Genomic DNA, 26,710 nt, shown 5'->3' on the forward strand with positions numbered 1-26,710 from the left:
TCACTCATCACTCCACTCACCCTACACCCTCCTATTTTCATTAAATTGTTATTTATTTAGATGTTTAAACATGTAATATTAATTCCAATGCTAATATGCGTACCTTTGCAGCTTAATTATTCATTGAATGGCGTATAAAGTAATAATTGTTGGGGCGAGCGGACTTATAGGCAGCAGTTTATTGTCGGCTTTAATTCGCTCAGAACAGATTGCAGAAATTACATTATTGCTGCGAAATTCGCTTTCTATTTCAAACTCTAAAGTCAAAGAAATAGTAATTAATTTCGATGAGTTAGATAATTACGCATCAAAAATTAATGGAGATATAATTTATTGCTGCCTTGGAACGACCAAAAGTAAGTCTCCAGACCCTAATAATTACAGAAAAGTTGATTTAGAGTATCCATTAAATCTAGCCAAAATTGGGCTTCAAAATGGAATGAGCCAATTTCATGTGGTTAGCTCGCTTGGTGCAAGTTCCCAATCTAAAAATGCCTATCTAAAACTCAAAGGAGAATTAGAAAATGAATTAAAAAAACTAAATATTCCATCATTGCATATCTATCAACCATCATTTTTAGAGGGTAAACGACAAGAAAATCGTCCCTTAGAAAAGATAATGATGCCTGTCATGAAATTATTAAACCCGATCCTTTTAGGTTCACTTGAAAATTACAGAAGCATTAAGGCGTCTGATGTGGCAAAAGCAATGATGAATCAGTCTATAAAAGAACTAACCGGGACTTTTACTTATCCTTCTAAACAAATAAAAGAATTAGCGTGAGCATACTATCAACAGAGCAATTAGGACATTCATTTAATGATAACTGGTTATTTAAAGACCTTTATTTTGGTCTCAATAAAGGCGACCGGGTAGCATTGGTAGGAATAAATGGTACAGGTAAATCAACTTTGCTGAGAATTTTATCAGGTTTGCTTGCTCCTAGTTTAGGGAAAGTAGTAACAGAACGTGATCTCAGAATTGGTTATTTAGAGCAAGATCCACAATTTCAAAATCAGGAAACCATCAGCGACTTTATTTACTCCATTGGTAATGAAAAACAACAATTAATCAGACAATACGAGGAGGCCGTAGGTAAAGAGATTCAAGACGAAAAGCTCCTCAATAAACTAATGGATGAATTAAGCAATGCTAATGCTTGGGAGTATGAATATGAAATAAAAACCATTTTGGGAAGAATGGGCATTCAGAATCTTGAACAAAAGATTGTGACATTATCTGGGGGACAAAGAAAACGTTTGGCTCTTGCAAAACTACTTATTGACGATCCAGACGTATATATTTTAGATGAGCCTACCAACCACTTAGATATTGAAACTATTGAATGGTTGGAAAGTTATATGACTAGCGGACAAAAAACAATATTATTGGTTACGCATGATCGCTATTTCCTAGACAATGTATCTTCTCGAATTATCGAACTTGATCGCGGAAAACTTCAATCATTCAATGGCAATTACAGCTATTACTTAGAGAAAAAGGCAGAACAAAACGCTGCGGAAGATGCCTCATTTAGCAAAAACTCCAACCTCCTTAAGAAAGAATTGGAATGGATGCGCAGACAACCTAAGGCTCGTACTACCAAATCGAAATCAAGAATTGATTCTTTTTATGAATTAGAAGAAAAAACAAAAGGTCGCCAGATTAAATCTTCTCTAGAATTAAGTGTAAACGTAGCGCGCCAAGGGAATAAAATATTGGAACTTGACAATATTGAAAAGGCTTTTAATGGAAAAGCGGTTATAAATAACTTCAGCTATGTCTTTAAAAAAGGCGACAGGATTGGTGTTGCGGGCAAAAACGGTACAGGAAAATCTACCCTACTCAATATAGTAACGGGCGCCATTCAGCCTGACAAAGGCAGCGTACAGGTGGGTGAAACTACAGTGTTTGGTTATTACCGTCAAGGTGGACTAGAGTTTAAAGAAGACGAGCGTGTAATTGATGTAGTCAAAAATATTGCCGAATACATTACTATGGCTGATGGAAAAACCCTAACAGCAAGTCAGGTACTTACCCATTTCCTCTTCCCGCCTGCCAAACAATATGGCATGGTGAATAAGCTAAGCGGTGGCGAGAAAAAGCGACTACAGTTGATGCGTGTACTCATGAAAAACCCCAATTATCTGATATTGGATGAGCCCACAAACGATCTAGATATTGATACCTTAAATGTTTTGGAAGATTTTTTACTGAACTTCCCTGGTATATTAATGCTTGTTTCTCACGATAGATATTTGATTGATCGTTTAACAGATCAGTTATTTATTTTTGAAGGTGATGGAAATGTTCGTATTTATTCTGGAAATTATACCGACTATCGTTTAGAACAAGATGAGCCAAAAGCAGCCGTAAAAGCTAAACCAATAATTGAAAAGTCTGAGCCAGAAACACCAAAAAGAAAGCTTAGTTTTAAAGAACAAAAGGAATTAGATGATCTGGAGTCTGAAACAAAGGTGCTTGAAAAAAACATTGAAACCTTAACGACGGAATTAAATTCAGGTATTACGGATCACACAAAGCTTTCAGAAATTGCATTAGAAATCCAGTCTTTAAAAGACGAGATAGATATTAAAACCTTGAGATGGCTTGAACTCTCAGAAATAAAATAAGTATATGAGTCAGTCGGATATAATCGCATCAGCAGGTGTTACACTCCTACTCATTGCCTTTTTCTTAAACCTGAAAAAGATAATGAGTACAGATAATAAATGGTATAGCGGACTCAATATTGTTGGGGCTGGACTTTGTGGCTATTCGTCCTACCTGATATCATTTTACCCTTTTGTAATATTGGAGGGTGTTTGGGTATTAGCTGCATTAAGCTCTTTTATTAAACATGTTCCACGTGAAACAATTGTAAAAAAAGGAGATTAAAACAATAAAAAAATAAATTGTTCCACGTGGAACATTAAAGAAAAACAGAAACGTTTAACGATTAAATTTAAATTGTTCCACGTGGAACATCAAAGATTATGTTTAAAAAATATGATGTAATTGTGGTAGGTGCCGGACATGCCGGATGCGAGGCAGCGGCGGCAGCGGCTAACCTTGGTTCTAGTGTTTTGCTCATTACCATGAATATGGAAACCATCGCACAAATGAGTTGTAACCCGGCAATGGGTGGTGTAGCGAAAGGACAAATTGTGCGTGAGATTGACGCCATGGGTGGATACTCTGGAATAATCACAGACAAAACAACACTACAGTTTCGAATGCTAAATAGTTCTAAAGGACCAGCGATGTGGAGCCCAAGAGCACAAAGCGATAGAAAAAGATTTGCTGAAGAATGGAGATTGGCATTAGAACAAACACCCAATGTCGACTTCTGGCAAGATACTGCTACCTCTCTAATTATCGAGGATAATAAGGTTTGTGGAGTAAGAACATCTTTGGGAATCAAGATCGAATCAAAGGCAGTTGTTTTAACCAATGGGACATTCTTAAACGGAATAATACATGTGGGAGAAAAAAAATTTGGTGGTGGTAGAACTGGAGAAAAATCTGCAACTGGTATAACAGAACAATTAGTCGAGTTAGGCTTCGAAGCAGGAAGAATGAAAACAGGAACTCCCCCACGTGTTGATGGTCGTTCATTGGATTATTCCAAAATGGAAGAACAATGGGGAGATGAAAAACGTGGAAGATTTTCATACACAGATGTGGAACTTCCTACCGAACAAAGATGCTGCTGGATAACCTATACGAATGCTGAAGTACATGAAACATTGAAGGAAGGATTCGAAAAATCTCCAATGTTTACAGGAAGAATAAAAGGTTTAGGTCCGAGATACTGTCCATCAATTGAAGATAAAATAAACAGATTCGCTGAGCGCGATAGACACCAAATATTTGTAGAACCAGAAGGTTGGAATACAGTAGAAATTTATGTGAACGGTTTCTCAACTTCTTTACCTGAAGATGTACAATATAGAGCACTCACAAAAATACCTGGCTTTGAAAATGCAAAAATGTTCAGACCTGGATATGCTATTGAATACGACTTCTTCCCACCTACTCAATTGAACTTAACATTAGAGACTAAAAAAATTGAGCACCTATATTTCGCGGGACAAATAAATGGTACAACGGGATATGAAGAAGCGGCATGTCAAGGATTTATGGCGGGCATTAACGCTCATCAAAAAATCAATCAAAAAGAAGAGTTAATCTTAAAAAGAGCAGAGTCTTATATAGGAGTATTAATTGACGACCTTGTTACCAAAGGAACAGAAGAACCATATAGAATGTTTACCTCAAGAGCAGAACATCGTCTGTTACTGAGACAAGATAATGCAGACATCAGACTTAGCGGAATTGGACATGAATTGGGATTGATTAGTGATGAACGTTTAGAAAAGGTAAATCAAAAAATCGCAAATGCTGATAAGATTGTAAGCTATTTAAAAAACACATCAATCGGACCGATAGCGGTAAATCATATATTGGAAAGTCAAGGTACACCCGGCATCTCACAAAATATGAAAATGTTCCAATTAATTACACGACCACAAATAGGTTTTGAAGATTTAAGAAAAGCAGATCTGATATTCGATGGACTCTTAAAGAATTACGATCTTGAAACTGTTGAACAAGCTGAAATAAAAGTAAAGTACGAAAGCTACTTTGAAAAGGAATTAGAGATCGTAGATAAAATGAAAAGAATGGAAGATCAAATAATAAATCCAGAATTCAATTATCGGGAACTCGTATCTTTATCAAAAGAGGCAAGAGAAAAGTTGATGAAAATAAAACCAAGAACTTTAGGTCAAGCTTCAAGAATTTCTGGAGTTTCACCATCAGATATTTCAGTTTTAATGGTACATATGAGTCGTTAATACATAAATTACTGATTTACAACAACTTAAGTAATTTTTATTGGGCTTTAAATAAGCCGCTCTAAGACACTTTCTTGAAGCGGATATAGTGATTAGTCCAAAAATGAATAAAATTTAATACGGGGCTTAAAAATGGTCAATTTTAAAAGAACACTAAGTTTAACCATTGTGATATTAGGAATAATATCAAATTTCTTAATTTCATCCTGTGCAAGTGTGCAAGCACCTACTGGCGGACCTAAAGACACGATCCAGCCGGTAATCATTAAAGAGCTTCCAAAAAATTTGACAAAAAATTTTAATGTCAAAAAAATAGAAATTGAATTCGATGAGTTTATAAAATTGAGTAATGAGTTTACGGAAATTAGTATATCGCCAAGTATGGATATCCCACCAACATACAAGGCAAAAAAAGAAAAACTTGAAATAAATTTTGAAGAAGCACTAATACCAAATACAACTTATACCATAAATTTTGGAAAAGCAATTTTAGATGTGAACGAAGGAAACATTCTGAAAAACTATACCTACGTATTTTCAACAGGAAATGAAATCGACTCACTTTCAATATCCGGTAAAGTAATTAACTCATTAACAAAACAAAAAGTAAAAGAGGTCACCGTATTTATTTTACCAATAAGTCAGGATTCTTTATTTGGTAAAAAAAGGCCAAACTTTTTTGCAACAACTGATACAGCGGGAAATTTTAAACTATCGAACCTAAGAGAGGATACTTATCGAATTTATGCATTAAACGAACAAGGCGGAGGAGATCGGATTTACAATGGGAGATCAGAAGAAATAGCTTTTCTAAAAAATCCAATTAAACTAAATAAAGACACAACAGATATTTTATTAAGCCTTTTTAAAGAGGTACCAAAACAGTTTTCAATCCTAGATAGAAAAATAGAAGCAGATGGAAAAATTTTACTCACCTTCAATAAAGCAATAAAAGATCCATCTGTTGAAATAATAGAACCACTAAATCTAAATAATCTAAAAACAGTAGAATTTTCAAATACACGTGATTCAGTAAGAATCTGGCTACCAGAATTAACATTTGATTCAATAAAAGTGGCAGTCAATTCATCCAACATAGCATTAGATACAGTCAATTTAAGAAGAAACAAGAAGGATAACTACACAGAAACAATAGGTATTACCGATAATACAAGTAATGGAAAATTAAGACCTGGATCAGAATTAAAGATTAAGTTCTCGGCACCAATAAAATCAGTAAATGAAAAACTAATTAGCATAATGGAAGATTCAATTCCCTTAAAAAATTATACATTATTGGAAGATATAAATCTACAAAGAGGCTATACGATAAAATATCCATGGCGACTTAATAGACAATACCAACTAAAAATAGACAATAATGCAATAGAAGATATAAGAGGAAATAAATCAAAAGTTTATAACAGAAAATTTGAATTAGATGTTGAAGACAATTATGGAAGCATATCTATAAATATAACAGTTCCAGATACAAGTAAAAATTACATAATACAATGGTTATCAGAAGATTATAAGGTACTAAAAGAAGATAATATAAGTAAAAATCAAGTATTAAATTATACACGATATCCTACAGGAAAATATAAAATAAGAGTAATATACGACTACAATAAAAATAAGGAATGGGATACGGGTAATGTCATATTAGGAATACAACCAGAAAACACTTGGAATTTTGAAAAAACAATTACCCTTCGACCAAATTGGGATTTAGAAGAAAAAATTACTATTCCGAATCCGGAATAAACCAATTAGAATACATTTTATAGTTTTCGGGAAGCTTTTTCAACAAAGCAATTTGCTCATCAGTTAATGATTTAATTTTACGAGCTGGAATACCAGCGTATAAAAAACCAGACTCGCAGCGCATATTTTCTAGAACTATAGCACCTGCAGCAATAATACAAAACTCTTCAACTACTGCAGCATCCATTACAATAGCTCCCATACCAATAAGTACATGGTCTTGAAGTACACAGCCATGCACTAAAGCATTATGACCAATAGAAACGTTATTGCCAATAATGGTTGGGGCTTTTAAATAGGTACAATGTATAACCGCCCCATCCTGAATATTAGTATTATCACCAATAGTAATAAAATTTACATCTCCCCTAATAACCGCACTAAACCATACAGAACAATGTTTTCCTATAGTTACATCACCTACAATAGTAGAGTTTTCGGCCAAAAAACAATCCTTTCCGATAGTAGGATAAACTCCTTTAACTGGTAATATTAGTGGCATAATTTAAATTTAAAATACAGTATCATGTGGTTTTTGGGCATGAGATTTATAGTCGGTATTAAAATGTAAACCACGACTCTCTTTACGCAATTTAGCTGATTTAACTACGATATAGGCATTCTGAATCACATTTCTTAATTCACATAACTTAACAGAAAGTGTAGTCTTTTTATAAAAGGATTCAGTTTCTTCAAATAATAAACCTAAACGACGCATGGCACGATCTAATCTAAAATCGGAGCGAACTATCCCCACATAATCACTCATAACCTTTTGAGTCTCACGTAAATTATGAGTAACCAAAATATCCTCATTAGATAATTTAGTATCAGTTTCATCCCATTCAGGAATATGTTCAGGAATTGTATAACTATTAAAAACCTTTATTGCATCTTCAAAAATACGATGTGCAAAAACAGGAGCTTCTAATAAAGAGTTAGAAGCCAAACGATTAGCTCCATGTAAACCAGTACTAGCACATTCCCCACAAGCATAAAGTCGATGAATAGATGATTTACCATCTTTATCTACCATAATACCACCACACATATAATGCGCTGCAGGAGTAACTGGAATTAAATCATGAGTCATATCAATTCCAATACTTAAACATTTGGCATAAATATTTGGAAAATGCGATAAAATATCAGCTTTAGAGCGATGACGGATATCCAAATACACAAAATCATCTCCAGATTTTTTCATTTCAGCATCAATAGCACGAGCTACAATATCACGTGGAGCTAAAGAACCACGCTCATCATACAAATGCATAAATTCTTGCTCATTCCTTGTTTTAAGAACACCACCAAAGCCACGAACAGCTTCAGAAATTAAAAAAGAAGGATATTCACCAGGATTATAAAGTGCAGTAGGATGAAATTGAATAAACTCCATATTACGAACTTTTGCTTTAGCGCGATAGGCCATAGCAATACCATCACCCGTAGCAATAACTGGATTGGTAGTATTCGAATAAATATGTCCAGCACCTCCCGATGCCATTAAAGTTACTTTAGATAAAAATTTCTCAACTTTATTCGTCGCAGTATTCAAGGCATAAATACCATAGCATTCAATATCTTCAGAATTTTTATCAACAAAAACACCAATATGATGCTGTGTTATTAATTCAACAGCAAAGTAATGTGTAAGAATTTCAATATTAGGATTATTGTGAATTTGTTGCAATAAAGAACGTTCAATCTCTAAACCAGTAATATCCTTATAATGTAGAACCCTACTTTCAGAGTGACCACCTTCTTTAGCTAAATCAAAAACACCTTTTTTAGTCTTATCGAAAGATGTACCATATTTAATAATTTCATCAATTCGTTCTGGACCTTCTTTAACTACTAATTCAACAATAGCTTGATCACATAAACCATCACCAGCAATTAGAGTATCTTCAATATGTTTATCAAAAGAATCTTCTTCCTTATCCACAACAACTGCTACACCACCTTGGGCATATTTAGTATTAGATTCATCTTCACTTGCCTTTGTAACTATCAGAACCTTACCATATTGCGCAGCTTTTAAAGCAAAACTTAAACCAGCAATACCAGAACCAACAACTAGAAAATCGACATTTCTCATAAGAAAATATAATAGAATAGAGCCATTAACAAAGATGTTAATAAGCTATTCAAAGATGTTAATTTAGTAGCAAAACACGTTGAATAAAAAACAAAGAAGAGTAAAAATAGTTCGAGTAAGGTTAAATTAACTTATTTTTGAATAAGTTTTAATCAATTATGACAAAGTAATCCACTTTTTAACGATTGAAAAAAATCCACATATAAATAAATGAAAAAAAATTAGGTAAAATAAAATACCTGATAATCAAATACATAGTATCAAGAGTCTGTGTAGAAGTTGTTGATAAATAATTAAAAACAAGAAAAAGGATAAAAAAATATCCAATTTTTAAACATTACCAACACACTAATAAACAATAAGATTCTTATTTAAATAATAAATAGTATTTATTGAATAGTTGATAAATGAATACCTTCGAAGAATTAAATAGCAAAGGTTTTATAGATGAATTGATTGATCCATCACTTGATTTATTTGCCGAAATTAAACGATTAAAAAAAGAGAAAAATGCAGTTATATTGGCGCACTTTTATCAGGAACCAGATATCCAAGACATCGCAGATTATATTGGCGATAGTTTGGGATTATCTCAGGAAGCCGCTAAAACAGATGCAGATATAATTGTTTTTGCTGGAGTTCATTTTATGGCTGAAACGGCTAAAATTTTATCTCCAAATAAAAAAGTTTTATTACCAGATTTAAAAGCAGGATGTTCATTATCAGATAGTTGTCCGCCACGATTATTTGCAAAATTTAAAGAAAAATATCCTGATCACATGGTAATAACTTATGTGAATTGCACGGCAGAATTAAAAGCAATGAGTGATATTGTTTGTACTTCATCAAATGCAGTTCAAATAGTGGAAAGCTTACCAAAAGATCAAAAAATTATATTCGGTCCAGATAGAAATCTTGGGGCCTATGTGGCAAAGAAAACAGGCCGAGATTTGGTCCTTTGGAATGGTGCATGTATGGTGCATGAGATATTTTCGCAACAAAGAATTGTGAAATTAAAAAGCAGACATCCAGAAGCCAAATTTATAGCGCATCCAGAATGTGAAGATGTGATTTTACAAATGGCGGATTATATTGGTTCAACAACAGGTTTATTGAAATATACGATCAATAATCCCGCAAATGAATTTATTGTAGCAACAGAAAGTGGAATTATCCACCAAATGGAAAAGGCGAGTCCGAATAAAACCTTTATACCTGCTCCACCGAATAATTCTTGTGCTTGCAATGATTGTCCGCATATGAAAAGAAATACTTTAGAAAAGTTATATTTATGCATGAAAAATGAACTCCCAGAGGTTAATGTTCCTATGGATATTATTTTACAAGCGCAAAAACCCATTGAAAAAATGCTGGAGATTTCCGCAAAACTTGGTTTATAATTTATGACTGAACAATCAGCTGGATTTTTAAAGAATTATGGCAGTATTATCAAATTACTGATCGGAATTAGTATTGGAACCCTATTAGGTTTAATATTGGGTAAAAAAGTAGAGGTACTTAAACCTCTTGGTGATATCTTTTTGAACCTTCTTTTTACCGCTGTAATTCCCCTCATTTTTTTCGCAATTTCTTCATCTGTTGCCAATATTGACAGAAGTAAAAAAATGGGTAAACTGATGATTATTACCCTTTTCGTTTTTATTGGAACAGTTTTAATATCAGCTGCTTTAACTGTTTTAGCTGTTTGGTTATTTCCATTGCCTCAAACCCTTGAATCTAGTGCTCCAATTGTTGAGGAGATTAAAAGTCAAAATTGGGGACAACAAGCAACGAGTTTACTAACTGTAAATGAATTTTACGAATTACTCTCTCGCAAAAGCATGTTGGCTTTTATTATTTTTTCTTTGCTTGTGGGATTTGCTACTTCTCGTGCGGGTGAGTCTGGTGAAGCTTTCAAAAAATTTCTCCTTGCCGGAGATGAGGTAATGAAGCAATTATTGATTTTAATCATGAAAATTGCTCCAATTGGTCTCGGAGCCTATTTTGCCTATCAAATAGGTGTTTTCGGTCCACAGCTTTTCGGTACTTACGGTCATTCAATGGCTATTTACTACGGATTAAGTCTATTTTATTTTGCTGTTTTTTATTCTCTATTTGCATATATCGCTGGGGGTATTCCGGCTATAAAAATCTATTGGAAGAACAATATAATCCCATCTTTTACATCTTTGAGCACCTGCAGCAGTATTGCTACTATTCCCTCAAATTTGACCGCTGCGCGGGCTATGAAAATCCCGGATCATATTGCCAATTTAGCTATTCCTTTGGGTGCTCCGCTTCATAAAGATGGATCCAGCATCTCGGCAATTATTAAAATTGCGGCCGTTTTTGCCATTATGGGTAAAGATTTTATGAATCCTGAAACTATTTTGATAGCATTGGGTTTAACTATTATTCTAAGTGTGGTTGAAGGCGGAATTCCCAATGGCGGATACATTGCAGAAATCATGATCATGACCGTTTATGGTTTCCCGGTAGAGATGCTTCCCGTGGTGATGATTATCGGAACTTTAGTTGATCCCATGGCTACCCTTTTAAACGCGACCGGTGATACCGTTTCGGCTATGCTAATTACCAGATTTTCGGAAGGTAAAAATTGGTTAAAAAACGCATTTTAATAAAATATGAATCCATTTTCTTTCATTTCTGTATTACTAGCCCTGTTTTTATTTAATCAGCCGGAAGATTTAAATCTAAAATTTGAAACTTCCCAACTTATTGTTGTAACAAGTGATAGCTGGAATAAAATTGAAGGTAAAATGGCTGTTTATGAATATGAAAATGGGCGGTGGAATTTAGTGATGAACGATATTCCAATTGTTACCGGAAGAACAGGAATGGCCTGGGCAAATGGTTTACACAAGGATGAGTTAAATTCCGGAATATTGAAGAAAGAAGGTGATGGTAAATCGCCGGCTGGAATTTTTCGGCTTAGTGGACTATTCGGATATCAAGACATTAAATCGAAGATGAATTCTTTGAAAATTAATGAGCGGACTTTCTGTGTAGATGATTCAAAATCGGTTTATTACAATCAAATAGTAAGTACTGATACTTTAAAAAAAGATTGGGATTCGGCAGAAACCATGCTCATGAAAAGTGATGCCTATAAATTCGGAATATTTGTGGATTATAATGTGAATCCTGCAAAGGCACAGGCAGGATCCTGCATTTTTATGCACATTTGGAGCGGAAGCAATAGTCCCACAGCCGGTTGCACCGCTATGAAAGAGGGTGATATTTTAAAATTGATAAATTTCCTTGATAAGAATAAAAATCCAATTTTAGTTCAAGCGCCACTTGCCGAATATGAAAAAATGAAGCGTTTTTATAAATTACCATAATTCCTTCATCGGTCTTGCCTTAAAAATTAGCACCTTTGTAACTAAATAATTAGCATGTTTGAAAATAAGGGACGTACGGAAATTGAACAATTAGGCGAATTTGGCTTAATTGATCATCTTACAAAAAATTTCGCCATCAGTAATAAAAGCACCATCAAGGGAATTGGTGACGATGCTGCAGTTTTAAATTTTGAGGACAAAAAAACTTTAATTTCAACCGATCTTTTATTGGAAGGCATTCATTTCGACTTAGCCTATACCCCTTTAAAACATTTAGGCTACAAGGCCGTACAAGTCAATCTAAGCGATATTTATGCCATGAATGGTATGGCACACCAAATCACTGTTTCTATTGGCTTATCGAGCAAATTTCCGCTAGAGGCTATTGAAGAATTATATCAGGGAATTAGTATTGCTTGTGAAAAATATGGTATTGATTTGGTGGGTGGCGATACCAGCTCTTCAAAACAGGGTTTAGTTATTAGTGTAACGAGTATCGGTACAGCAGATGAAAAAGATATTTGCTATAGAAATACTGCTAATGAAGGAGATTTAATTTGTGTTTCTGGCGATTTGGGTGGTGCTTATATCGGCTTACAATTGCTGGAAAGAGAAAAAAATATCTTTTTAGAAAACCCAAATATTCAACCAGATTTAGAGGGTAAAGATTATATCGTTGAACGTCAGTTAAAGCCGGAAGCGAGGAAAGATATCATTGAATCCTTAAAATTGATGAAAATCAAGCCTAGCTCCATGATTGATGTTTCGGATGGTTTAGCTTCCGAAATTCTGCATATCTGCAAGCAATCAAATAAGGGATGTAATTTATACGAAGAAAAAATTCCCATCGACCCAATGACTTATGATACCGCACGTGATTTTGGTATCGATCCAACGGTTTGTGCCTTAAATGGTGGTGAGGATTATGAATTGCTCTTCACTATCAAACAGTCTGATTTTGAAAAAATTAAAAACAATCCCGACATTTCTATTATTGGGCATGTTACAGAAGCTTCTGCGGGATGTAATTTAATTTCAAAATCGCAAAAAGTACATCCAATTCAAGCACAGGGCTGGAACTCTTTAAAAGGAAATCAAGAATAGAATATTTTTTCTTTTGGGCTATAAAAAACTATATTTATTTTAAATATGTTTTATCCCATGAATAAAAAATCACTCTTTTTAATTTTAGCCTTATTTGCAACATCAATAAGTGCGAATTCTCAAACAAACAATAGCAAGGCACCGGCGCCAGTCTACCCCATTCCAGATAAAATGCAAATGGAATGGCATGAAATGGAAACCAATGCTTTTGTACACTTCACTACCAATACTTTTACTGGTTTGGAATGGGGCTTTGGCGATGAAAAATTAAGCACCTTTAATCCCACAGCTCTTGATACCGAACAATGGGCAAAAACATTAAAAGAAACTGGTTTTAAAACACTGATTTTAACCACTAAACATCACGATGGCTTTTGTTTATGGCCAAGTAAATACACCGAACATTCCGTAAAAAATAGTCCTTACAAGGATGGAAAGGGCGATGTAGTTAAAGAAACAGCTGATGCTGTAAAAAAATACGGTTTAAAATTTGGCGTTTATCTTTCTCCATGGGATAGAAACCATGCCGAATATGGCAAACCTGCTTATATAGAGTATTATAGAAATCAAATAAAGGAGCTTTTCACTAATTACGGACCGATTTTCGAATTATGGTTTGATGGTGCAAATGGCGGTGATGGGTACTATGGTGGATTTCGCGAAACGCGAAAAATCGATTCAAAAAGCTATTATAACTGGCCTAAGACCCTCGAAATCGTTAATTCTATCCAAAAAGACGTTCTAGTGTTTAGCGACTCTGGTCCCGGAGTAAGATGGGTTGGAAATGAGCGCGGAATTGCGGGCTTAACCAATTGGAATACCATTTCTACTGATACTTTATACGCTGGAAAAGCAGGAATTACCGATTTGTTAAATACAGGATCTATTGACGGAAAAAGATGGATCCCTGCCGAGGTAGATGTGTCAATCAGACCGGGATGGTTTTACCATGCCAATGAAGATGCTAAAGTAAAAACCGCAGAACAGCTTTTTGATATTTACCTGACTTCGGTAGGAAGAGGATCGACTTTATTATTGAATATTCCACCAGATCAACGCGGACTTTTCCATGAGAAGGATGTAGAATCTTTGCGTGGATATAAAAAACTATTAGATACCGAATTTTCTAAAAATATAGCGCTTAAAGCAAAAGTTAAAGCCGATTCATTTAGAGGAAATTCAGCTCAATTTGCAGCTAAAAACCTTACCGATGGCAATAAGGAAACTTATTGGGCAACAAACGACGGACAGTTAACAGGAAGTTTTGAGGTGGACCTAGGAAAAGTTTCAACAGTTAAATATGTAACACTTCAAGAATACATTAAACTGGGACAACGTGTAAAAAAGTTCTCTGTTGAGGTGTGGAAAGATGGAAAATGGACAAATGTAGCTAATGGAACCACTATAGGTTATAAGCGTATTTTTAAAATTGATCCAGTTCAAACCTCAAAAATTAGAGTAAGTATTGAAGATTCAAAAGCATCTCCAGTAATTTCAAATTTGGAGGTTTATTAATTTTTAAAAAATTGAATTTAATCCCCGCTTCAAAAGAGTGGGGATTTTTTAGTACCTGTCATTGCGCGCTCAGCAAAGCAATCTCATTTTCCCTGCCTGTCCTCTGCCGGACCATAGAGTTTCTATTGATTACAAAAATTGGTTTTCTGTCACAACAGAAAGGCTGTTGTATAGTTTCCTTAATAAACCTTAATTCCTTAATGTTTATAATTTATACACGTAGGGACAGGTCGCGACCTGTCCTTTTCAAATTCAATGAAACCATTAAGAAATTAAGAAAAATTATTTTTCAAGCTTCCTCTGGTCGGTGTTGTCCGTACCAGCCCCACACAGTCCGTACTTTTCCATCGATTATCAAAATTGATTTTCTATTTAACAGAAAGGCTGTTGTACAGTTTAAGCCCCAGCGTCTCTAAGGATTAAGAAATAGTTAGGTTCTCCAGACTCTTCTATAAAACATACCTCATTATACATCAACCATCCGATATCCTTTAATAATCTATCCCCAAAAAGATTTGTTCAATATAAAACATATACTTACTTTTAACGTTAGTAACGCAATACGGTATTAATGATAAAAACTTTTGGCGATAAGGAAAGTGAAAAAATTTGGACTGGAATTCGTTCTAAAAAATTGCCATATGAGATACAAGATATTGCACGGAGAAAATTAAGAATGCTTAATAATGCTCAGGATGTCAATGATTTAATAATTCCACCAGCAAATAGATTGGAAAAATTAAAAGCAAAGCTTCAAGAATATTATAGTATTAGAATTAATAATCAATGGAGAATTATTTTTCGTTGGCTTAATAATGATTCTTACGATGTTGAGATTGTTGACTACCATTAATAAAAAGATATGACTACCATTAAAAACATCCACCCTGGTGAAATTCTATTGGAAGAATTTCTAATCCCAATGGAAATTTCTGCTTATCGTTTAGCGAAGGAAACATTTATCCCACAAACACGAATTTCGGAAATTGTAAAAGGTAAAAGAAGAATTACTGCTGATACTGCATTACGTTTTTCCAAATACTTTGGAACTAGCGCAAAATTTTGGTTGGGACTTCAGGATGATTATGATCTTGAGGAAGAAAAAATTCAAAAAGCGAATGAGTTAGAAGAGATTAAACCCATAGAGGGAAAAGCGTTATGATTTTTCCCTCAGCAGGTGAGGGACCTTAGTAGTTCTTAGAAAAATTCTGATTTTATTTACTTAGTTCCCTCACTTCGTTTGGGATGACACGTGCAGCTGTTAAACTGTCATCCCGTAACCTGCCCTTGAGCAGGTGAGGGACATTCGTAGTTTTTTTATAGCATGTTTGCGGTAAGATTACGTTTCCGCTCATAGCCGCGGGGGCCTATTTCTTTTCCTGTAGCTGAAAAGAAACAAAAAGCCACCGCTGCGTCTGATGCTATGAAAGGCAGTGCTTGGGCAGGGTAAATCATTGCCGCACCAGCCAAGGCGGAAGAAAGGTGGTGCAAGGACAGTGCAAGCTAATCCTGCTAAATGATTTAATATAGCTTTTATAGTGTCGATTTTAAGACCTAAGTAAAATGAACTAGGATTTTAGGCGTTATGCTTTTTCCCTCAGCTTGATTAGTATTAAGCCATCTATTCTTCATCTTCTCCAATAAACTTCTGATCCAGTTGTTTCCCAGTTTTAGCTCCCAGTTTCTTAATTTTTTCGGCGGTTATGCTAAGATTACCTCTACCGCTGGATAATTTGTTCAAAGCTTTTTCATAAGCATCCTGACTTAGTCGGATGTTTTTACCGATACCCTCCATATCGGTCATAAAGCCAATAAATTTATCATACATTTCGCCACTTAGACGCGCAATTTCCATCACATTCCGGTTTTGGCGTTCCTGCTTCCACATACTGGCAATGGTACGTAGTGTGGCTAAAAGTGTAGATGGACTCACAATAACTACGCGTTTATCCCAAGCAAAATTGAATAGGTCCGCATCTTTTTGCACCGCAATACCAAAAGAGGATTCGATGGGAATAAATAGCATAACAAAGTCGGGTGAGTTTATTTTATAGAGCTCACTATAATTCTTAGAAGATAATCCTTGAATATGCCCTCTGATTGATGCAATATGTTGTTTGGTATATATTTCACGTTCCTCTTCGCTCTCACAATTTACCAATCGCTCATAGGCAATTAATGATACTTTTGCATCGATGATGAGATGCTTCTCGTCGGGAAGGTCAATAATGACATCTGGCTGAAAGTTTTGTCCCTCGGAAGATTGATGTGTAGCCTGTGTCCTATATTCGCGGTCCTTCACCAAGCCCGATCTTTCCAAAACCCTTTCTAAAATCATCTCACCCCAATTCCCTTGTTTCTTATTATCGCCTTTTAGGGCATTGGTGAGGTTTTTAGTCTCCAAGTTCATAAGATTCGATTGCTCAATCAATTGATTGATATGGCCTTTTAACACATTTCTTTCATCCGATTCTGCCTTGTAAACCTTCTCCACTTTTTCTTCAAAAGCTTTAATATTCTCCTTGAAAGGGTTCAAAATGATATCTAGATTTTGGCGATTTTCTTCGGTGAACTTTTTCGTTTTTTCATCCAAAATTCGGTTAGCAATTAACTCAAAATCTTTATTGAATTTCTCTTGATTATTTCTAATCTCCTCCTTCTGTTCATCAATTTTCTCTTGTTGCGCTTTTAAGTAAGAGCGTGAACTTTCTAAATCCTTAACCGTTTCATTAAGTCGCTCACGTGTGATATCTAATTCATTTTTAAGCGATGATAACTCTATTTTGAGGTTTTCGGCACGTTCTTCTGCTTTAGCTTTATTGATTTTTAACTCATCTAATACGTCCTGACTAATACCGCCCGAGTTCGATTTAGTTCTGAAATATAAAAAGAGTAAAATGGCAATAAAAAAGCCAGATAAGATTATGTAGAGTTCCATTTTGATGAATTTTATCAAAAATAGATATTTTTTGATCTGTGCTTTTAATAATTATCAAATCATTTTAAATGAGTTTTTTTAATAGAAAATGCTTGCTGAATGGAGTATTTACACAAGAAAGATTGTTGATAGCATGTAAATTATTTCAAAATCGTAAATCTGTAATTTTAACATTTCAACCTGCATAAATGTCAGTTTGGTTAATTAAAACCCATAAAAAATGCCTTTTTAAGGCAATTAGCTTATAAATTGTATTTTGCTTTTTTCCTGTTATGGTGGTTATTGCCTTCCAAAACTCATAAAACATCTTAAAAATCTTCTTGAAGCTTAATTTTTTGTGATTATTTTTATTCGGAATAATTTTTGACAGATATTTATTAAAAAACAAAAACGATGGGAATAATTTTAATGATAGTCATTGCTGTGGTAAGTTTTGCAGTTCAATGGCGTTTCAAAAGTAAATTTAAGCAATACACCGAAATGCCTTTATTATCGGGTATGAGTGGTAAAGATATCGCAGATAAAATGTTAAAGGATAATGGCGTATTTGATGTGCAGATTATTTCCGTGGAAGGTCAATTAACCGATCACTATAACCCTGCAGATCGCACAGTAAATTTGAGTCCGGAGGTTTACCATGGCAGAAGCGTTGCTGCAGCAGCTGTTGCCGCTCACGAATGTGGACATGCGGTTCAGCATGCGAAGGCTTATAGCTGGTTAAAGTTTAGATCTGCTGTTGTGCCTGCAGTAAATGTGGCTTCAAAAATTACGCAGTGGGCATTAATGATTGGCGTGATGCTTTTAATGTTCTCAGGTAATATTACCGTCCTTGCCATTGGTGTTGTGGCTTTAGCAGTAGTTACCCTGTTTGCTTTTATCACATTGCCGGTGGAGTTTGATGCAAGTAATCGCGCATTAGCTTGGCTGCAAACTAATCGCGGAATTATGCAAACTGAGATGGAAAATGATCAAGCTAAAGATGCATTATGGTGGGCAGCAATGACCTATGTAGTTGCGGCTTTAAGTTCATTAGCTACTTTAGTTTATTATGCGAGCATGTTAATGGGAAGAAGAGAGGAGTAATTTGCTCTAAAATAAAAAGCCTCGAATGGATAAAAATCTGTTCGGGGCTTTTTTTATGGGGAAAATTCTAATTCAGTTTATAAAGTGCTATTAATTGAAATTCGGGGATTTTAACTTGAAATTTTTGTCCGTCAACCACTCTAATCATTTCATAAGAACCCTTCATGGTTCCAATGTCAGTTTTTAAATTACATCCTGAAACATATTCGTGGTTTTCTCCAGGTTCGATAATGGGCTGTTGTCCAACAACACCCTCTCCTTCTACTTGGCGTTTTGTACCATTAGAATCAAAAATGCTCCATTTACGACTCATTAATTGCACCGTGTAGTCGCCCATGTTTTCAATTTTCACACGATAGGCAAACATGAAATGTTCATTCACCGGATTTGAATATTCCGGCTGGTAAATAGTTTCTACCGATACTTTAACACCTTCAGTAATCTTGGTTACCATCATCTTATTTTTTATAAACGATAAAATTAAACCGCCTCTGTCTGAAAACGCTCATTAATCTCTTCCAGAACAGAATAAATATCATTAATATTCTCGAGAGAAACCAATTTCATTCGATATTCTTTAAAATCAGGAATTCCCTTAAAATAATTAGCATAATGCCTTCTCATCTCAAAAATACCGGTTTTATTACCCTTCCAGGCAATTGATTTCTCTAGGTGCGTTTTGCAAACATCTACCCTTTCGGCAATGGTTGGTTCCGCTAAATATTCGCCTGTTTTAAAAAAGTGCTTTATTTCTCTAAAAATCCATGGATAACCAATGGCTGCTCTGCCAATCATGATGCCATCAATTTCATATTCCATGCGCCAATCGGCAGCTTTTTGAATTGAATTTACATCACCATTGCCAAAAATTGGAATTTTTATTCTTGGGTTTCTTTTAATTTCACGTATTAATGTCCAGTCGGCCTCTCCTTTATACATCTGAGCGCGTGTACGACCATGTATTGTTAGTGCCTGAATACCAACATCTTGCAATCGTTCAGCAACTTCACGAATATTTTTGGTATTGTCGTCCCAACCGAGTCTTGTTTTAACTGTAACCGGTAGATGTGTTGCATCCACAACAGCTTTGGTCATTAAAACCATTCGGTCGATATCTTGGAGTAAGCTTGCTCCAGCACCACGGCAGGCCACATTTTTCACGGGGCAGCCATAATTTATATCAATTAAATCGGGCTGGGCTAAGGTAGCAATACGTGTTGCTTCGCTCATGCTTTCAATTTCACTCCCAAAAATCTGTATTCCGATTGGGCGTTCATACTCGAAAATATCGAGTTTTGCGCGACTTTTTGCTGCATCGCGAATTAATCCCTCGGAAGAGATAAACTCGGTGTACATCATATCAGCACCATTTTGTTTACAAACAAAACGGAATGGGGGGTCGCTTACATCCTCCATCGGAGCGAGTAAAAGTGGGAATTCCCCTAAATCTATATTTCCTATCTTTACAGACATTAGCTATCTTTCAAACTTGTATTTTTACATGATTTTATTAGCTCATGTAAATGCAAAATTACAAATAAATTATTAGCATGTTTAAATCAGGGTCAGAAGAGCGTCATCCTTTAGGGTCATTGCTTATATTGTTTTTATTGTTTCTAGGCTGTGCAATTGTTTTTAGCATATTAGCCCTTGTTATTTCCATTGCAGTTTACGGAGTAGATTCTATTACTCAAGGATCTATTAATGGGGCCTTTTCGCTTGAAATCCTCAGAATTATTCAAATTTTCTCTTCTTTTGGGATGTTTGTGGTGGCTTCAATCATTTTTGCAAAGACTGAAAGTAATAATTGGCTTGGATTTTTGAGTTTTAAAAAGGTTAATCCCCTTTTGCTTGTTTTAACTATAGCAATTATGTTTAGTATGAGTCCCTTGATGGAATTCATCAACGAAACAAATAAAAACATGGTTTTACCGGAGGCGTTGAAGGAAATTGAGGCTTGGATGCGGCTGAAAGAGGCTGAAATGACTCAAATGACTAAACAATTTCTGGTGATGGACTCATTTAATCTTTTGCTTGTCAATATGTTAATGCTGGCTATTATTCCTGCCATAGGCGAAGAATTGATATTTAGAGCATGTTTGCAAAAGGTTTTGGGGCGCTGGACAGGTAATTATCATTTAGCAATTTGGTTAAGTGCAATAATATTTAGCAGCATTCATTTTCAATTTTATGGCTTCTTTCCACGCATGTTTTTAGGAGCTTTATTTGGCTATTTATTGGTTTGGAGTGGTAGTATTTGGCTTCCCATTTTGGCTCATTTTTTAAATAATGCAATGGCTACAGTGAGTGCTTATGTTTTACAGCTAGAAGGTAAATCAATTGATCAGGCATTTGAACCAGATCCGGTGAATGTGCCAGTTTTAATTGCAAGTACCGTGGCCTTTGTGGGCCTTATTTGGTATTTTCATAATTACACAGTTAAAATAAATGAAAATAAAATAGAATTATCGGATGGAAGCAGATTGGGTTAAGGTTTACACCTCAGCAGATTTTTTTAAATCAGAATTGGTTCGGCAGGTATTAATTGATCATGAAATTGATGCCATAATTATCAATAAACAAGGTTTTCCATATCGTATTGGCGAGGTGGAGGTTTATATTCATGAGAGCAATTTGGCAAATGCTAAGAGCATCATAAAAGAAAACGAATTGTAAATGAAAACAAGGGCAATTACGGGTTTTATTTTTGCGGCAGTGGTTTTAGGATTGGTTTTGGTGGATGCCAATACCTTTACGCTATTTTTTATTCTGATTTCAATTTTGTGTACACTTGAATTTTATAAACTGGTTAAAACGGAGGAGGTAAGGCCTAATTTAAGCACAGGATTATTGTTTTTACTCAGCATAATCATTCCCTTAATAGCACATTTTTTAGCTAATCAAGACTTTAAATATCTAGTTTTTTGTATCCCTTTTGGCATTTTACTGATTGTTTCAGAACTATATAAACATCATAAAAACCCGTTCCATAATATTGCTTACACGCTTTTCGGACTTGTTTATGCGGCCATTCCTTTCTGTTTTTTTTATGCCATGGCTTTTCGTGATGGACAGTATTCATTTCATTATCCATTGGCATTTTTATTGATGCTATGGTCAAGTGATACTGGAGCCTATATTTTTGGCGTTCAATTTGGGAAACATCGCCTTTTTGAAAGGCATTCGCCCAAAAAGAGTTGGGAGGGTTTTGTAGGTGGATTAATCTGTAGCGCATTAGCAGCTTATGTTTTGAGTCTTTATTTTACTGAGCTTTCGCTCGTTAATTGGTTAGTTATCGCCTCAATTATTGCTGTTACCGGTACCTTGGGCGATTTATCCGAATCTATGCTGAAGCGTAGTCTGTCAACTAAAGATTCTGGAACCTTTTTGCCGGGCCATGGAGGATTTTTAGACCGTTTTGACGGTTTATTGATTGCCGCCCCCTTGGTTTATTTTTATTTACAATTAATTAGTCTGTAAGATTTCAAAATTGGAACGGTTTTTAATCTAAAACCCCGAAATAAATTTATGGAGAACACACCACATTATTCTGGATCTGAAATAGAACCTAAACCAGATCGTTCATTATGGTACATGGCTATTGGTTTGGGACTCATCATTTTGATCATGGGCTACCTGACCTTTTATGTGGACGATGCATCGAGTATTTTTTCATCCAAAGAAGAGGCTCCAATAAGCAAAATTGAAGATAATTCGGATGTATTGATTGATAATTTGGCCATGAGTGATGAAGAGGTTAAAAGCTCACTCATCAAGTTTATTGAGGTTTTTTATAATGATCAGAAAAAGGGATATTTCGACCCTCCGAGTTATTTCCCGCCAATTACTCAAACCTATTATAATTTTCATAATCTCACCTATCAACGAATTAAGGAAATTCACTGGAAGCGCTTAGCCGATATGAAAGACCTTGATTTAAGCTGGGATGTTTCTTCGCTAGAATTTGAGCGTAATGGCAATGAAATAGTTGTAAATTATTTGACTCGCCTTAATTATTTCCAACCATCAAAAAACCAGGATGTAAGTGCAGATGTTCGTTATGAAATGATTATTAATGAGGAGGGTAAAATTAGCTCATTGAGGGAAACCGAAATATTGAATTTGGTGGAGTCGCCACGTTCTTATCAAGCTGATACAAGCTCTTTGGTGGATGGCAATAATATTTATGAGAACAAAACAAGTGCTAAGGATGTTCAATCTGGCACAGAATCACAAAAAGTAGAAGTTGTTGATGATGCTAAGCTTTACGATTCAGGAAATGTGGAGTCTGTTCCAGAGTATCGTGGCGGACCAAAAGCATTGGCCATGTTTATAGGTTCTAGGTTGAGGTACCCTGCAAAAGCAAGAGAAAACAGAATACAGGGCAAAGTTTATATTAGCTTTGTGATTGAAAAAAACGGCAGCCTAAGCGAATTTAAAGTTATTAAAGGAATTGGTTCTGGCTGCGATGAAGAGGCTATACGCGTATTGAAATTAAGCCCTAATTGGAAACCTGGAGCTGTCAAGGGGTCTCCTGTTAGAACCTCTTATATTTTGCCAGTAAGTTTCCAATTGGCTAATTAAACCTTTTCAGGAAGGATAGCTATTTCTTGAAGCATTTCAATGGCCACATCTAAGCTATCTACATGTTCAATTGCTAGACGTAGCGTGTTTTTTACCTCTTTCAAATTACAGATGCGTGGATGTGCTTGTAAGAAGGCTAAAACACGGCCAAATTGTTCAGTTTCGTAATACGCGGATTGCTTATTACTTATAAAATATCCCCTTAAAACACCTTTTTTCAAGGATATTTTCTCAAAACCAATCATTTTACCCAAATATTGGAGTCGCCAGGTATTAATTAATTCAATTACTTGATATGGCACTGGACCAAAGCGATCTGCCAATTTTTGTCGGAAGGCATCCAAAGCTAGTTCATCTTGAATGTTTGATAGCTCCGTGTACAGATTATAGCGTTCGGCAATATTAGTGACATACTCATCGGGAATCATCACTTCTAAATCGGTGTCTACATGGGTAAAGGAGATAAAAGGACGAGGTTTTTCATCACTAAATAGATTTTTAAACTCATCTTCTTTCAATTCCTGAATGGCTTCATCGAGGATCTTATGATACATTTCAAAGCCGATTTCGGCAATAAATCCACTTTGTTCGGCTCCAAGAAGGTTTCCACTTCCGCGGATGTCTAAATCGCGCATCGCAACATTAAATCCGCTACCCAAATCTGAAAACTCTTCAATGGCACTTAGCCTTTTGCGCGCTTCATTGGTTAGGGTAGAAAGTGGCGGACTCAATAAATAGCAGAAAGCTTTCTTGTTTGAACGACCTACACGACCGCGCATTTGATGCAAATCACTCAAGCCAAACATGTGTGCATGATTGATTAAAATGGTGTTCGCATTGGCGATGTCTAATCCCGCTTCAATAATTGTTGTAGCAACTAAAACATCGTATTCGCCAGCCACAAATTTGAGCATAACATCCTCCAAAGCATCACCTTCTAGTTGACCATGTGCAATTCCAATTCTGGCTTTTGGGACTAGGGTATTTATTAATCCGCCCAATTGCATTAAATCTTGTACCCGGTTATGAATGAAAAATATTTGTCCCCCACGTTCAATCTCAAACTCAACAGCTTCTTTTATCAGTTTCTCATTAAAAACATGAAGTTCGGTTACAACTGGCTGCCTATTGGGCGGTGGTGTACTGATAATACTTAAATCGCGTGCCCCCATCAGTGAAAAATGAAGGGTTCTTGGGATAGGTGTTGCAGTTAACGTTAAGGTATCTACATTGGCCCTAAATTGCTTTAATTTTTCTTTTACACCAACCCCAAACTTTTGTTCTTCATCGATAATGAGGAGACCCAAATCTTTAAACTTAACGTCCTTACTCACAATGCGGTGAGTACCAATGATAATATCAATTTTGCCCTCGGCAAGTTTCTCAAGTGTTTCCTTAATTTGCTTTGCCGATTTAAATCGGTTGATATAATCGATGTTACAAGGAAAATCTTTTAAGCGTGCACTGAAAGTTTTAAAGTGTTGTAAAGCTAAAATGGTAGTCGGGACAAGAATAGCCACCTGTTTACTATCGGTAACAGCTTTAAAGGCTGCACGAATTGCGATTTCTGTTTTTCCGAAGCCTACATCACCACATACCAATCTATCCATAGGATGCGGCGATTCCATATCTTTTTTTACATCAGCTGTTGCTTTTACCTGATCGGGAGTATCTTCATAAATAAAAGATGCCTCCAATTCTGTTTGTAGGTAAGTGTCTGGTAAAAAGGAGGTTCCGGTCTGAGATTTGCGCAAAGCATAAAGCTTGATTAAATCGCGAGCAATATCCTTAACTTTTTTTTTAGTGGTCTTTTTTAACTTCTCCCAGGTATCCGTTCCAAGTTTATTCATTTTTGGAACCGTTCCCTCTTTCCCCGAATATTTTGAAATTCGGTTGAGTGAGTTAATATTTACATAGAGGAGGTCATTGTCCGCATAAACCAAACGTATCATTTCCTGCGAGCGGCCATTCACATCTACCTTTTCCAAGCCTGCATATTTTCCAACCCCATGATCAATATGTGTGATAAAATCACCTGGTTTTAGGTCGCGAAGCTCTTTTAGGGTAATAGCCTGACTACGGATATAACCTTTTTTTAACTTGTATTTATAATAGCGATCAAAGATTTGATGATCGGTATAACAAGCCAGTTTTTGTCCGTGATCAATAAAGCCCTCCCTCAATGAAAGGTGGATAGGCTTAAATTGAATTCCAGCTTTTAGGTCTTCAAAAATGCTGTATAAACGTTCAATCTGCTTGGTAGAGTCCGTAAAGATTAGGTTTTCGGTGCCTATTTTTTCGTTTTCTTTGAAGTTGTGAATCAGCAGGTTAAAATCCTTATTGAAAGAAGGTTGAGGCTTGGTATCGAAAACAATTGTTTCGTCGGCACTATAAAAAAACTGCTTTCCAAACTCAATCACATCAAAATCATTGAGTTGATCGGCAAGCATTTTTTGATCGGTAAAATTGAATTTAGGATCAATCCATTGCGGATTTTGCTTTTTATCCTCTGCTGGCAATGCCTTCCAAAACTCTACCGCTTTTTTGAAGCCTGTTTTGATCACATCTAAGGTAAATTCTACATCCTTAAACCAGATCATGCTATCTTGATCGATATACTCTAGCAGCGAAATATTGTGGTCGGTTAAAAATTTGGATTGAACATTTGGGACAACGGTAATGCTTTTTACCTGCTCTACGGATAATTGATTTTCAATTTCGAAAGTTCTAATGCTTTCAATAAAATCGGCAAAAAATTCAATTCGATAAGGAAGATCATGCGAAAAGGAGAAAATATCTACAATGCCACCTCGTACAGAAAACTGACCAGGTTCATACACAAAATCAACGCGTTCAAAATCATATTCAATTAAAAACTCGTTGATAAATTCGATGCTCAGCTTATTTCCAACAGCTATTTCTAGCGTATTTTTTTCTAATGCTTGTCGGTCGATTACCTTTTCGGCCAAAGCCTCAGGATAGGTAACGATAATTTTTCCGTATTCGCTAGCGTGATTTAACTCGTTTAAAACCTCGGCGCGTTGCAGCACATTGCTGCTATCAACTTGAGTAAATTCGAAAGATTTTCTGAATGAGGAAGGAAAAAATAAGACTTCTTTTTCGAGCAGGTTTTCAAGGTCACTTAAAAAATAGGCAGCTTCTTCACGTTCTGGAAGAACAAAAACCATGTGCCTATGCAATAAAAAGTACGTAGCTATGGCAATGATCGAATCACTTGATCCGACTAAACCCTTTAAATGAACCCGTTTTTTCCTACCTTTATTAAGGGCTTCTGCCAGAATGGCAATACGAGGGTCCGATTTATACTGAATTAAAATATCCCGAATGTTCACGCCCTGATTTTCAAGACAAATATAGGAATAAGACGCGATA

At 35.5% G+C, this 26,710-nt stretch carries 23 protein-coding genes; 17 read left to right on the plus strand and 6 right to left on the minus strand.

Annotated features, from left to right (window positions below; genetic code table 11):
- The first annotated feature begins 127 nt into the window (after positions 1-127).
- The 5 genes from QZ136_RS01765 to QZ136_RS01785 all read left to right on the plus strand — a co-directional run bounded on the left by QZ136_RS01765 (position 128) and on the right by QZ136_RS01785 (position 6,627).
- Positions 128-784, plus strand: coding sequence for an NAD-dependent epimerase/dehydratase family protein (locus QZ136_RS01765; RefSeq protein ID WP_291399657.1), 657 nt, complete (start codon positions 128-130; stop codon positions 782-784).
- A complete protein-coding gene (locus QZ136_RS01770) occupies positions 781-2,634 on the plus strand; it encodes an ABC-F family ATP-binding cassette domain-containing protein (RefSeq protein WP_291399659.1) in 1,854 nt (617 codons plus the stop codon). The genes QZ136_RS01765 and QZ136_RS01770 overlap by 4 nt, the downstream gene beginning before the upstream one ends.
- Before the next feature lie 4 nt (positions 2,635-2,638).
- A complete protein-coding gene (locus tag QZ136_RS01775; protein ID WP_291399660.1) occupies positions 2,639-2,899 on the plus strand; it encodes a hypothetical protein in 261 nt (86 codons plus the stop codon).
- A gap of 98 nt (positions 2,900-2,997) precedes the next feature.
- Positions 2,998-4,860 (plus strand): tRNA uridine-5-carboxymethylaminomethyl(34) synthesis enzyme MnmG, encoded by a 1,863-nt coding sequence (gene mnmG, locus QZ136_RS01780; protein ID WP_291399663.1) that lies wholly within the window; start codon positions 2,998-3,000, stop codon positions 4,858-4,860.
- Positions 4,861-5,028: 168 nt separating this feature from the next.
- Positions 5,029-6,627 (plus strand): Ig-like domain-containing domain, encoded by a 1,599-nt coding sequence (locus QZ136_RS01785; protein ID WP_291399665.1) that lies wholly within the window; start codon positions 5,029-5,031, stop codon positions 6,625-6,627.
- Here QZ136_RS01785 and QZ136_RS01790 read toward each other — a convergent pair.
- A complete protein-coding gene (locus QZ136_RS01790; RefSeq protein ID WP_291399667.1) occupies positions 6,608-7,129 on the minus strand; it encodes a gamma carbonic anhydrase family protein in 522 nt (173 codons plus the stop codon). The genes QZ136_RS01785 and QZ136_RS01790 overlap by 20 nt on opposite strands.
- 9 nt (positions 7,130-7,138) lie before the next feature.
- Positions 7,139-8,728 (minus strand): L-aspartate oxidase, encoded by a 1,590-nt coding sequence (gene nadB / locus QZ136_RS01795; RefSeq protein ID WP_291399669.1) that lies wholly within the window; start codon positions 8,726-8,728, stop codon positions 7,139-7,141.
- A gap of 407 nt (positions 8,729-9,135) precedes the next feature.
- On the opposite strand from nadB, the gene nadA reads away from it, so the two are divergent.
- From nadA to QZ136_RS01830, 7 genes are all read left to right on the plus strand, one after another.
- Positions 9,136-10,128 (plus strand): quinolinate synthase NadA, encoded by a 993-nt coding sequence (gene nadA / locus QZ136_RS01800; protein ID WP_291399671.1) that lies wholly within the window; start codon positions 9,136-9,138, stop codon positions 10,126-10,128.
- A gap of 3 nt (positions 10,129-10,131) precedes the next feature.
- A complete protein-coding gene (locus QZ136_RS01805; protein ID WP_291399673.1) occupies positions 10,132-11,367 on the plus strand; it encodes a dicarboxylate/amino acid:cation symporter in 1,236 nt (411 codons plus the stop codon).
- A 6-nt stretch (positions 11,368-11,373) separates the two neighbouring features.
- A complete protein-coding gene (locus QZ136_RS01810; protein ID WP_291399675.1) occupies positions 11,374-12,093 on the plus strand; it encodes a L,D-transpeptidase family protein in 720 nt (239 codons plus the stop codon).
- A 54-nt stretch (positions 12,094-12,147) separates the two neighbouring features.
- Positions 12,148-13,197: a thiamine-phosphate kinase gene (thiL, locus tag QZ136_RS01815; RefSeq protein WP_291399677.1), complete on the plus strand. Its 1,050-nt coding sequence runs from the start codon at positions 12,148-12,150 to the stop codon at positions 13,195-13,197.
- Between the two features lie 57 nt (positions 13,198-13,254).
- Positions 13,255-14,712, plus strand: coding sequence for an alpha-L-fucosidase (locus QZ136_RS01820; RefSeq protein ID WP_291399680.1), 1,458 nt, complete (start codon positions 13,255-13,257; stop codon positions 14,710-14,712).
- A gap of 571 nt (positions 14,713-15,283) precedes the next feature.
- Entirely contained in the window at positions 15,284-15,565 is a 282-nt protein-coding gene (locus tag QZ136_RS01825; protein WP_291399682.1) for a type II toxin-antitoxin system RelE/ParE family toxin, read from the plus strand.
- Positions 15,566-15,574: 9 nt separating this feature from the next.
- Entirely contained in the window at positions 15,575-15,874 is a 300-nt protein-coding gene (locus QZ136_RS01830; protein WP_291399687.1) for a HigA family addiction module antitoxin, read from the plus strand.
- A 459-nt stretch (positions 15,875-16,333) separates the two neighbouring features.
- Here QZ136_RS01830 and rmuC read toward each other — a convergent pair whose 3' ends face one another.
- Positions 16,334-17,650, minus strand: coding sequence for a DNA recombination protein RmuC (rmuC, locus tag QZ136_RS01835; protein WP_291399691.1), 1,317 nt, complete (start codon positions 17,648-17,650; stop codon positions 16,334-16,336).
- Between the two features lie 393 nt (positions 17,651-18,043).
- Here rmuC and QZ136_RS01840 point away from each other — a divergent pair, with 393 nt between their 5' ends.
- A complete protein-coding gene (locus QZ136_RS01840; protein WP_291399693.1) occupies positions 18,044-18,733 on the plus strand; it encodes a zinc metallopeptidase in 690 nt (229 codons plus the stop codon).
- 67 nt (positions 18,734-18,800) lie between these two features.
- Here QZ136_RS01840 and apaG read toward each other — a convergent pair whose 3' ends face one another.
- Together apaG and dusB are read right to left on the minus strand one after the other, a co-directional pair.
- Positions 18,801-19,187, minus strand: a complete 387-nt coding sequence (gene apaG / locus QZ136_RS01845) for a Co2+/Mg2+ efflux protein ApaG (RefSeq protein ID WP_291399766.1) — start codon at positions 19,185-19,187, stop codon at positions 18,801-18,803.
- Positions 19,188-19,213: 26 nt separating this feature from the next.
- Positions 19,214-20,206, minus strand: coding sequence for a tRNA dihydrouridine synthase DusB (gene dusB / locus QZ136_RS01850; RefSeq protein ID WP_291399695.1), 993 nt, complete (start codon positions 20,204-20,206; stop codon positions 19,214-19,216).
- 77 nt (positions 20,207-20,283) lie between these two features.
- On the opposite strand from dusB, the gene QZ136_RS01855 reads away from it, so the two are divergent.
- The 4 genes from QZ136_RS01855 to QZ136_RS01870 are packed head-to-tail and all read left to right on the plus strand — an operon-like array spanning position 20,284 to position 23,317.
- The gene (locus QZ136_RS01855) at positions 20,284-21,225 is read left to right on the plus strand and encodes a CPBP family intramembrane glutamic endopeptidase (RefSeq protein ID WP_291399697.1); all 942 of its coding nucleotides are present in this window, start codon (positions 20,284-20,286) and stop codon (positions 21,223-21,225) included.
- Positions 21,206-21,409 (plus strand): DUF2007 domain-containing protein, encoded by a 204-nt coding sequence (locus tag QZ136_RS01860; RefSeq protein ID WP_291399699.1) that lies wholly within the window; start codon positions 21,206-21,208, stop codon positions 21,407-21,409. Before QZ136_RS01855 ends, QZ136_RS01860 begins: the two co-directional genes overlap by 20 nt.
- Entirely contained in the window at positions 21,410-22,213 is an 804-nt protein-coding gene (locus tag QZ136_RS01865) for a phosphatidate cytidylyltransferase (protein WP_291399701.1), read from the plus strand.
- Positions 22,214-22,261: 48 nt separating this feature from the next.
- A complete protein-coding gene (locus tag QZ136_RS01870; protein ID WP_291399703.1) occupies positions 22,262-23,317 on the plus strand; it encodes an energy transducer TonB in 1,056 nt (351 codons plus the stop codon).
- On the opposite strand, the gene mfd is transcribed toward QZ136_RS01870, so the two are convergent.
- Positions 23,314-26,670 carry a transcription-repair coupling factor gene (gene mfd, locus QZ136_RS01875; protein ID WP_291399705.1) on the minus strand — a complete coding sequence of 1,119 codons (3,357 nt, stop codon included), beginning with the start codon at positions 26,668-26,670 and terminating at the stop codon, positions 23,314-23,316. The two genes, QZ136_RS01870 and mfd, sit on opposite strands and share 4 nt — an antisense overlap.
- Between the last annotated feature and the right edge of the window lie 40 nt (positions 26,671-26,710).

Origin of the sequence: Daejeonella sp., assembly GCF_017495225.1 — a bacterium.
Classification (GTDB): Bacteria; Bacteroidota; Bacteroidia; order Sphingobacteriales; family Sphingobacteriaceae; genus Daejeonella.

Bases quoted from the DNA above. Each gene is read 5' to 3' on its own strand.
- QZ136_RS01765 (WP_291399657.1), top strand. From the start codon at position 128: ATGGCGTATAAAGTAATAATTGTTGGGGCGAGCGGACTTATAGGCAGC.
- QZ136_RS01775 (WP_291399660.1), top strand. From the start codon at position 2,639: ATGAGTCAGTCGGATATAATCGCATCAGCAGGTGTTACACTCCTACTC.
- mnmG (WP_291399663.1), top strand. From the start codon at position 2,998: ATGTTTAAAAAATATGATGTAATTGTGGTAGGTGCCGGACATGCCGGA.
- QZ136_RS01790 (WP_291399667.1), bottom strand. From the start codon at position 7,129: ATGCCACTAATATTACCAGTTAAAGGAGTTTATCCTACTATCGGAAAG.
- nadB (WP_291399669.1), bottom strand. From the start codon at position 8,728: ATGAGAAATGTCGATTTTCTAGTTGTTGGTTCTGGTATTGCTGGTTTA.
- nadA (WP_291399671.1), top strand. From the start codon at position 9,136: ATGAATACCTTCGAAGAATTAAATAGCAAAGGTTTTATAGATGAATTG.
- QZ136_RS01805 (WP_291399673.1), top strand. From the start codon at position 10,132: ATGACTGAACAATCAGCTGGATTTTTAAAGAATTATGGCAGTATTATC.
- QZ136_RS01810 (WP_291399675.1), top strand. From the start codon at position 11,374: ATGAATCCATTTTCTTTCATTTCTGTATTACTAGCCCTGTTTTTATTT.
- thiL (WP_291399677.1), top strand. From the start codon at position 12,148: ATGTTTGAAAATAAGGGACGTACGGAAATTGAACAATTAGGCGAATTT.
- QZ136_RS01820 (WP_291399680.1), top strand. From the start codon at position 13,255: ATGAATAAAAAATCACTCTTTTTAATTTTAGCCTTATTTGCAACATCA.
- QZ136_RS01825 (WP_291399682.1), top strand. From the start codon at position 15,284: ATGATAAAAACTTTTGGCGATAAGGAAAGTGAAAAAATTTGGACTGGA.
- QZ136_RS01830 (WP_291399687.1), top strand. From the start codon at position 15,575: ATGACTACCATTAAAAACATCCACCCTGGTGAAATTCTATTGGAAGAA.
- rmuC (WP_291399691.1), bottom strand. From the start codon at position 17,650: ATGGAACTCTACATAATCTTATCTGGCTTTTTTATTGCCATTTTACTC.
- QZ136_RS01840 (WP_291399693.1), top strand. From the start codon at position 18,044: ATGGGAATAATTTTAATGATAGTCATTGCTGTGGTAAGTTTTGCAGTT.
- apaG (WP_291399766.1), bottom strand. From the start codon at position 19,187: ATGGTAACCAAGATTACTGAAGGTGTTAAAGTATCGGTAGAAACTATT.
- dusB (WP_291399695.1), bottom strand. From the start codon at position 20,206: ATGTCTGTAAAGATAGGAAATATAGATTTAGGGGAATTCCCACTTTTA.
- QZ136_RS01855 (WP_291399697.1), top strand. From the start codon at position 20,284: ATGTTTAAATCAGGGTCAGAAGAGCGTCATCCTTTAGGGTCATTGCTT.
- QZ136_RS01860 (WP_291399699.1), top strand. From the start codon at position 21,206: ATGGAAGCAGATTGGGTTAAGGTTTACACCTCAGCAGATTTTTTTAAA.
- QZ136_RS01865 (WP_291399701.1), top strand. From the start codon at position 21,410: ATGAAAACAAGGGCAATTACGGGTTTTATTTTTGCGGCAGTGGTTTTA.
- QZ136_RS01870 (WP_291399703.1), top strand. From the start codon at position 22,262: ATGGAGAACACACCACATTATTCTGGATCTGAAATAGAACCTAAACCA.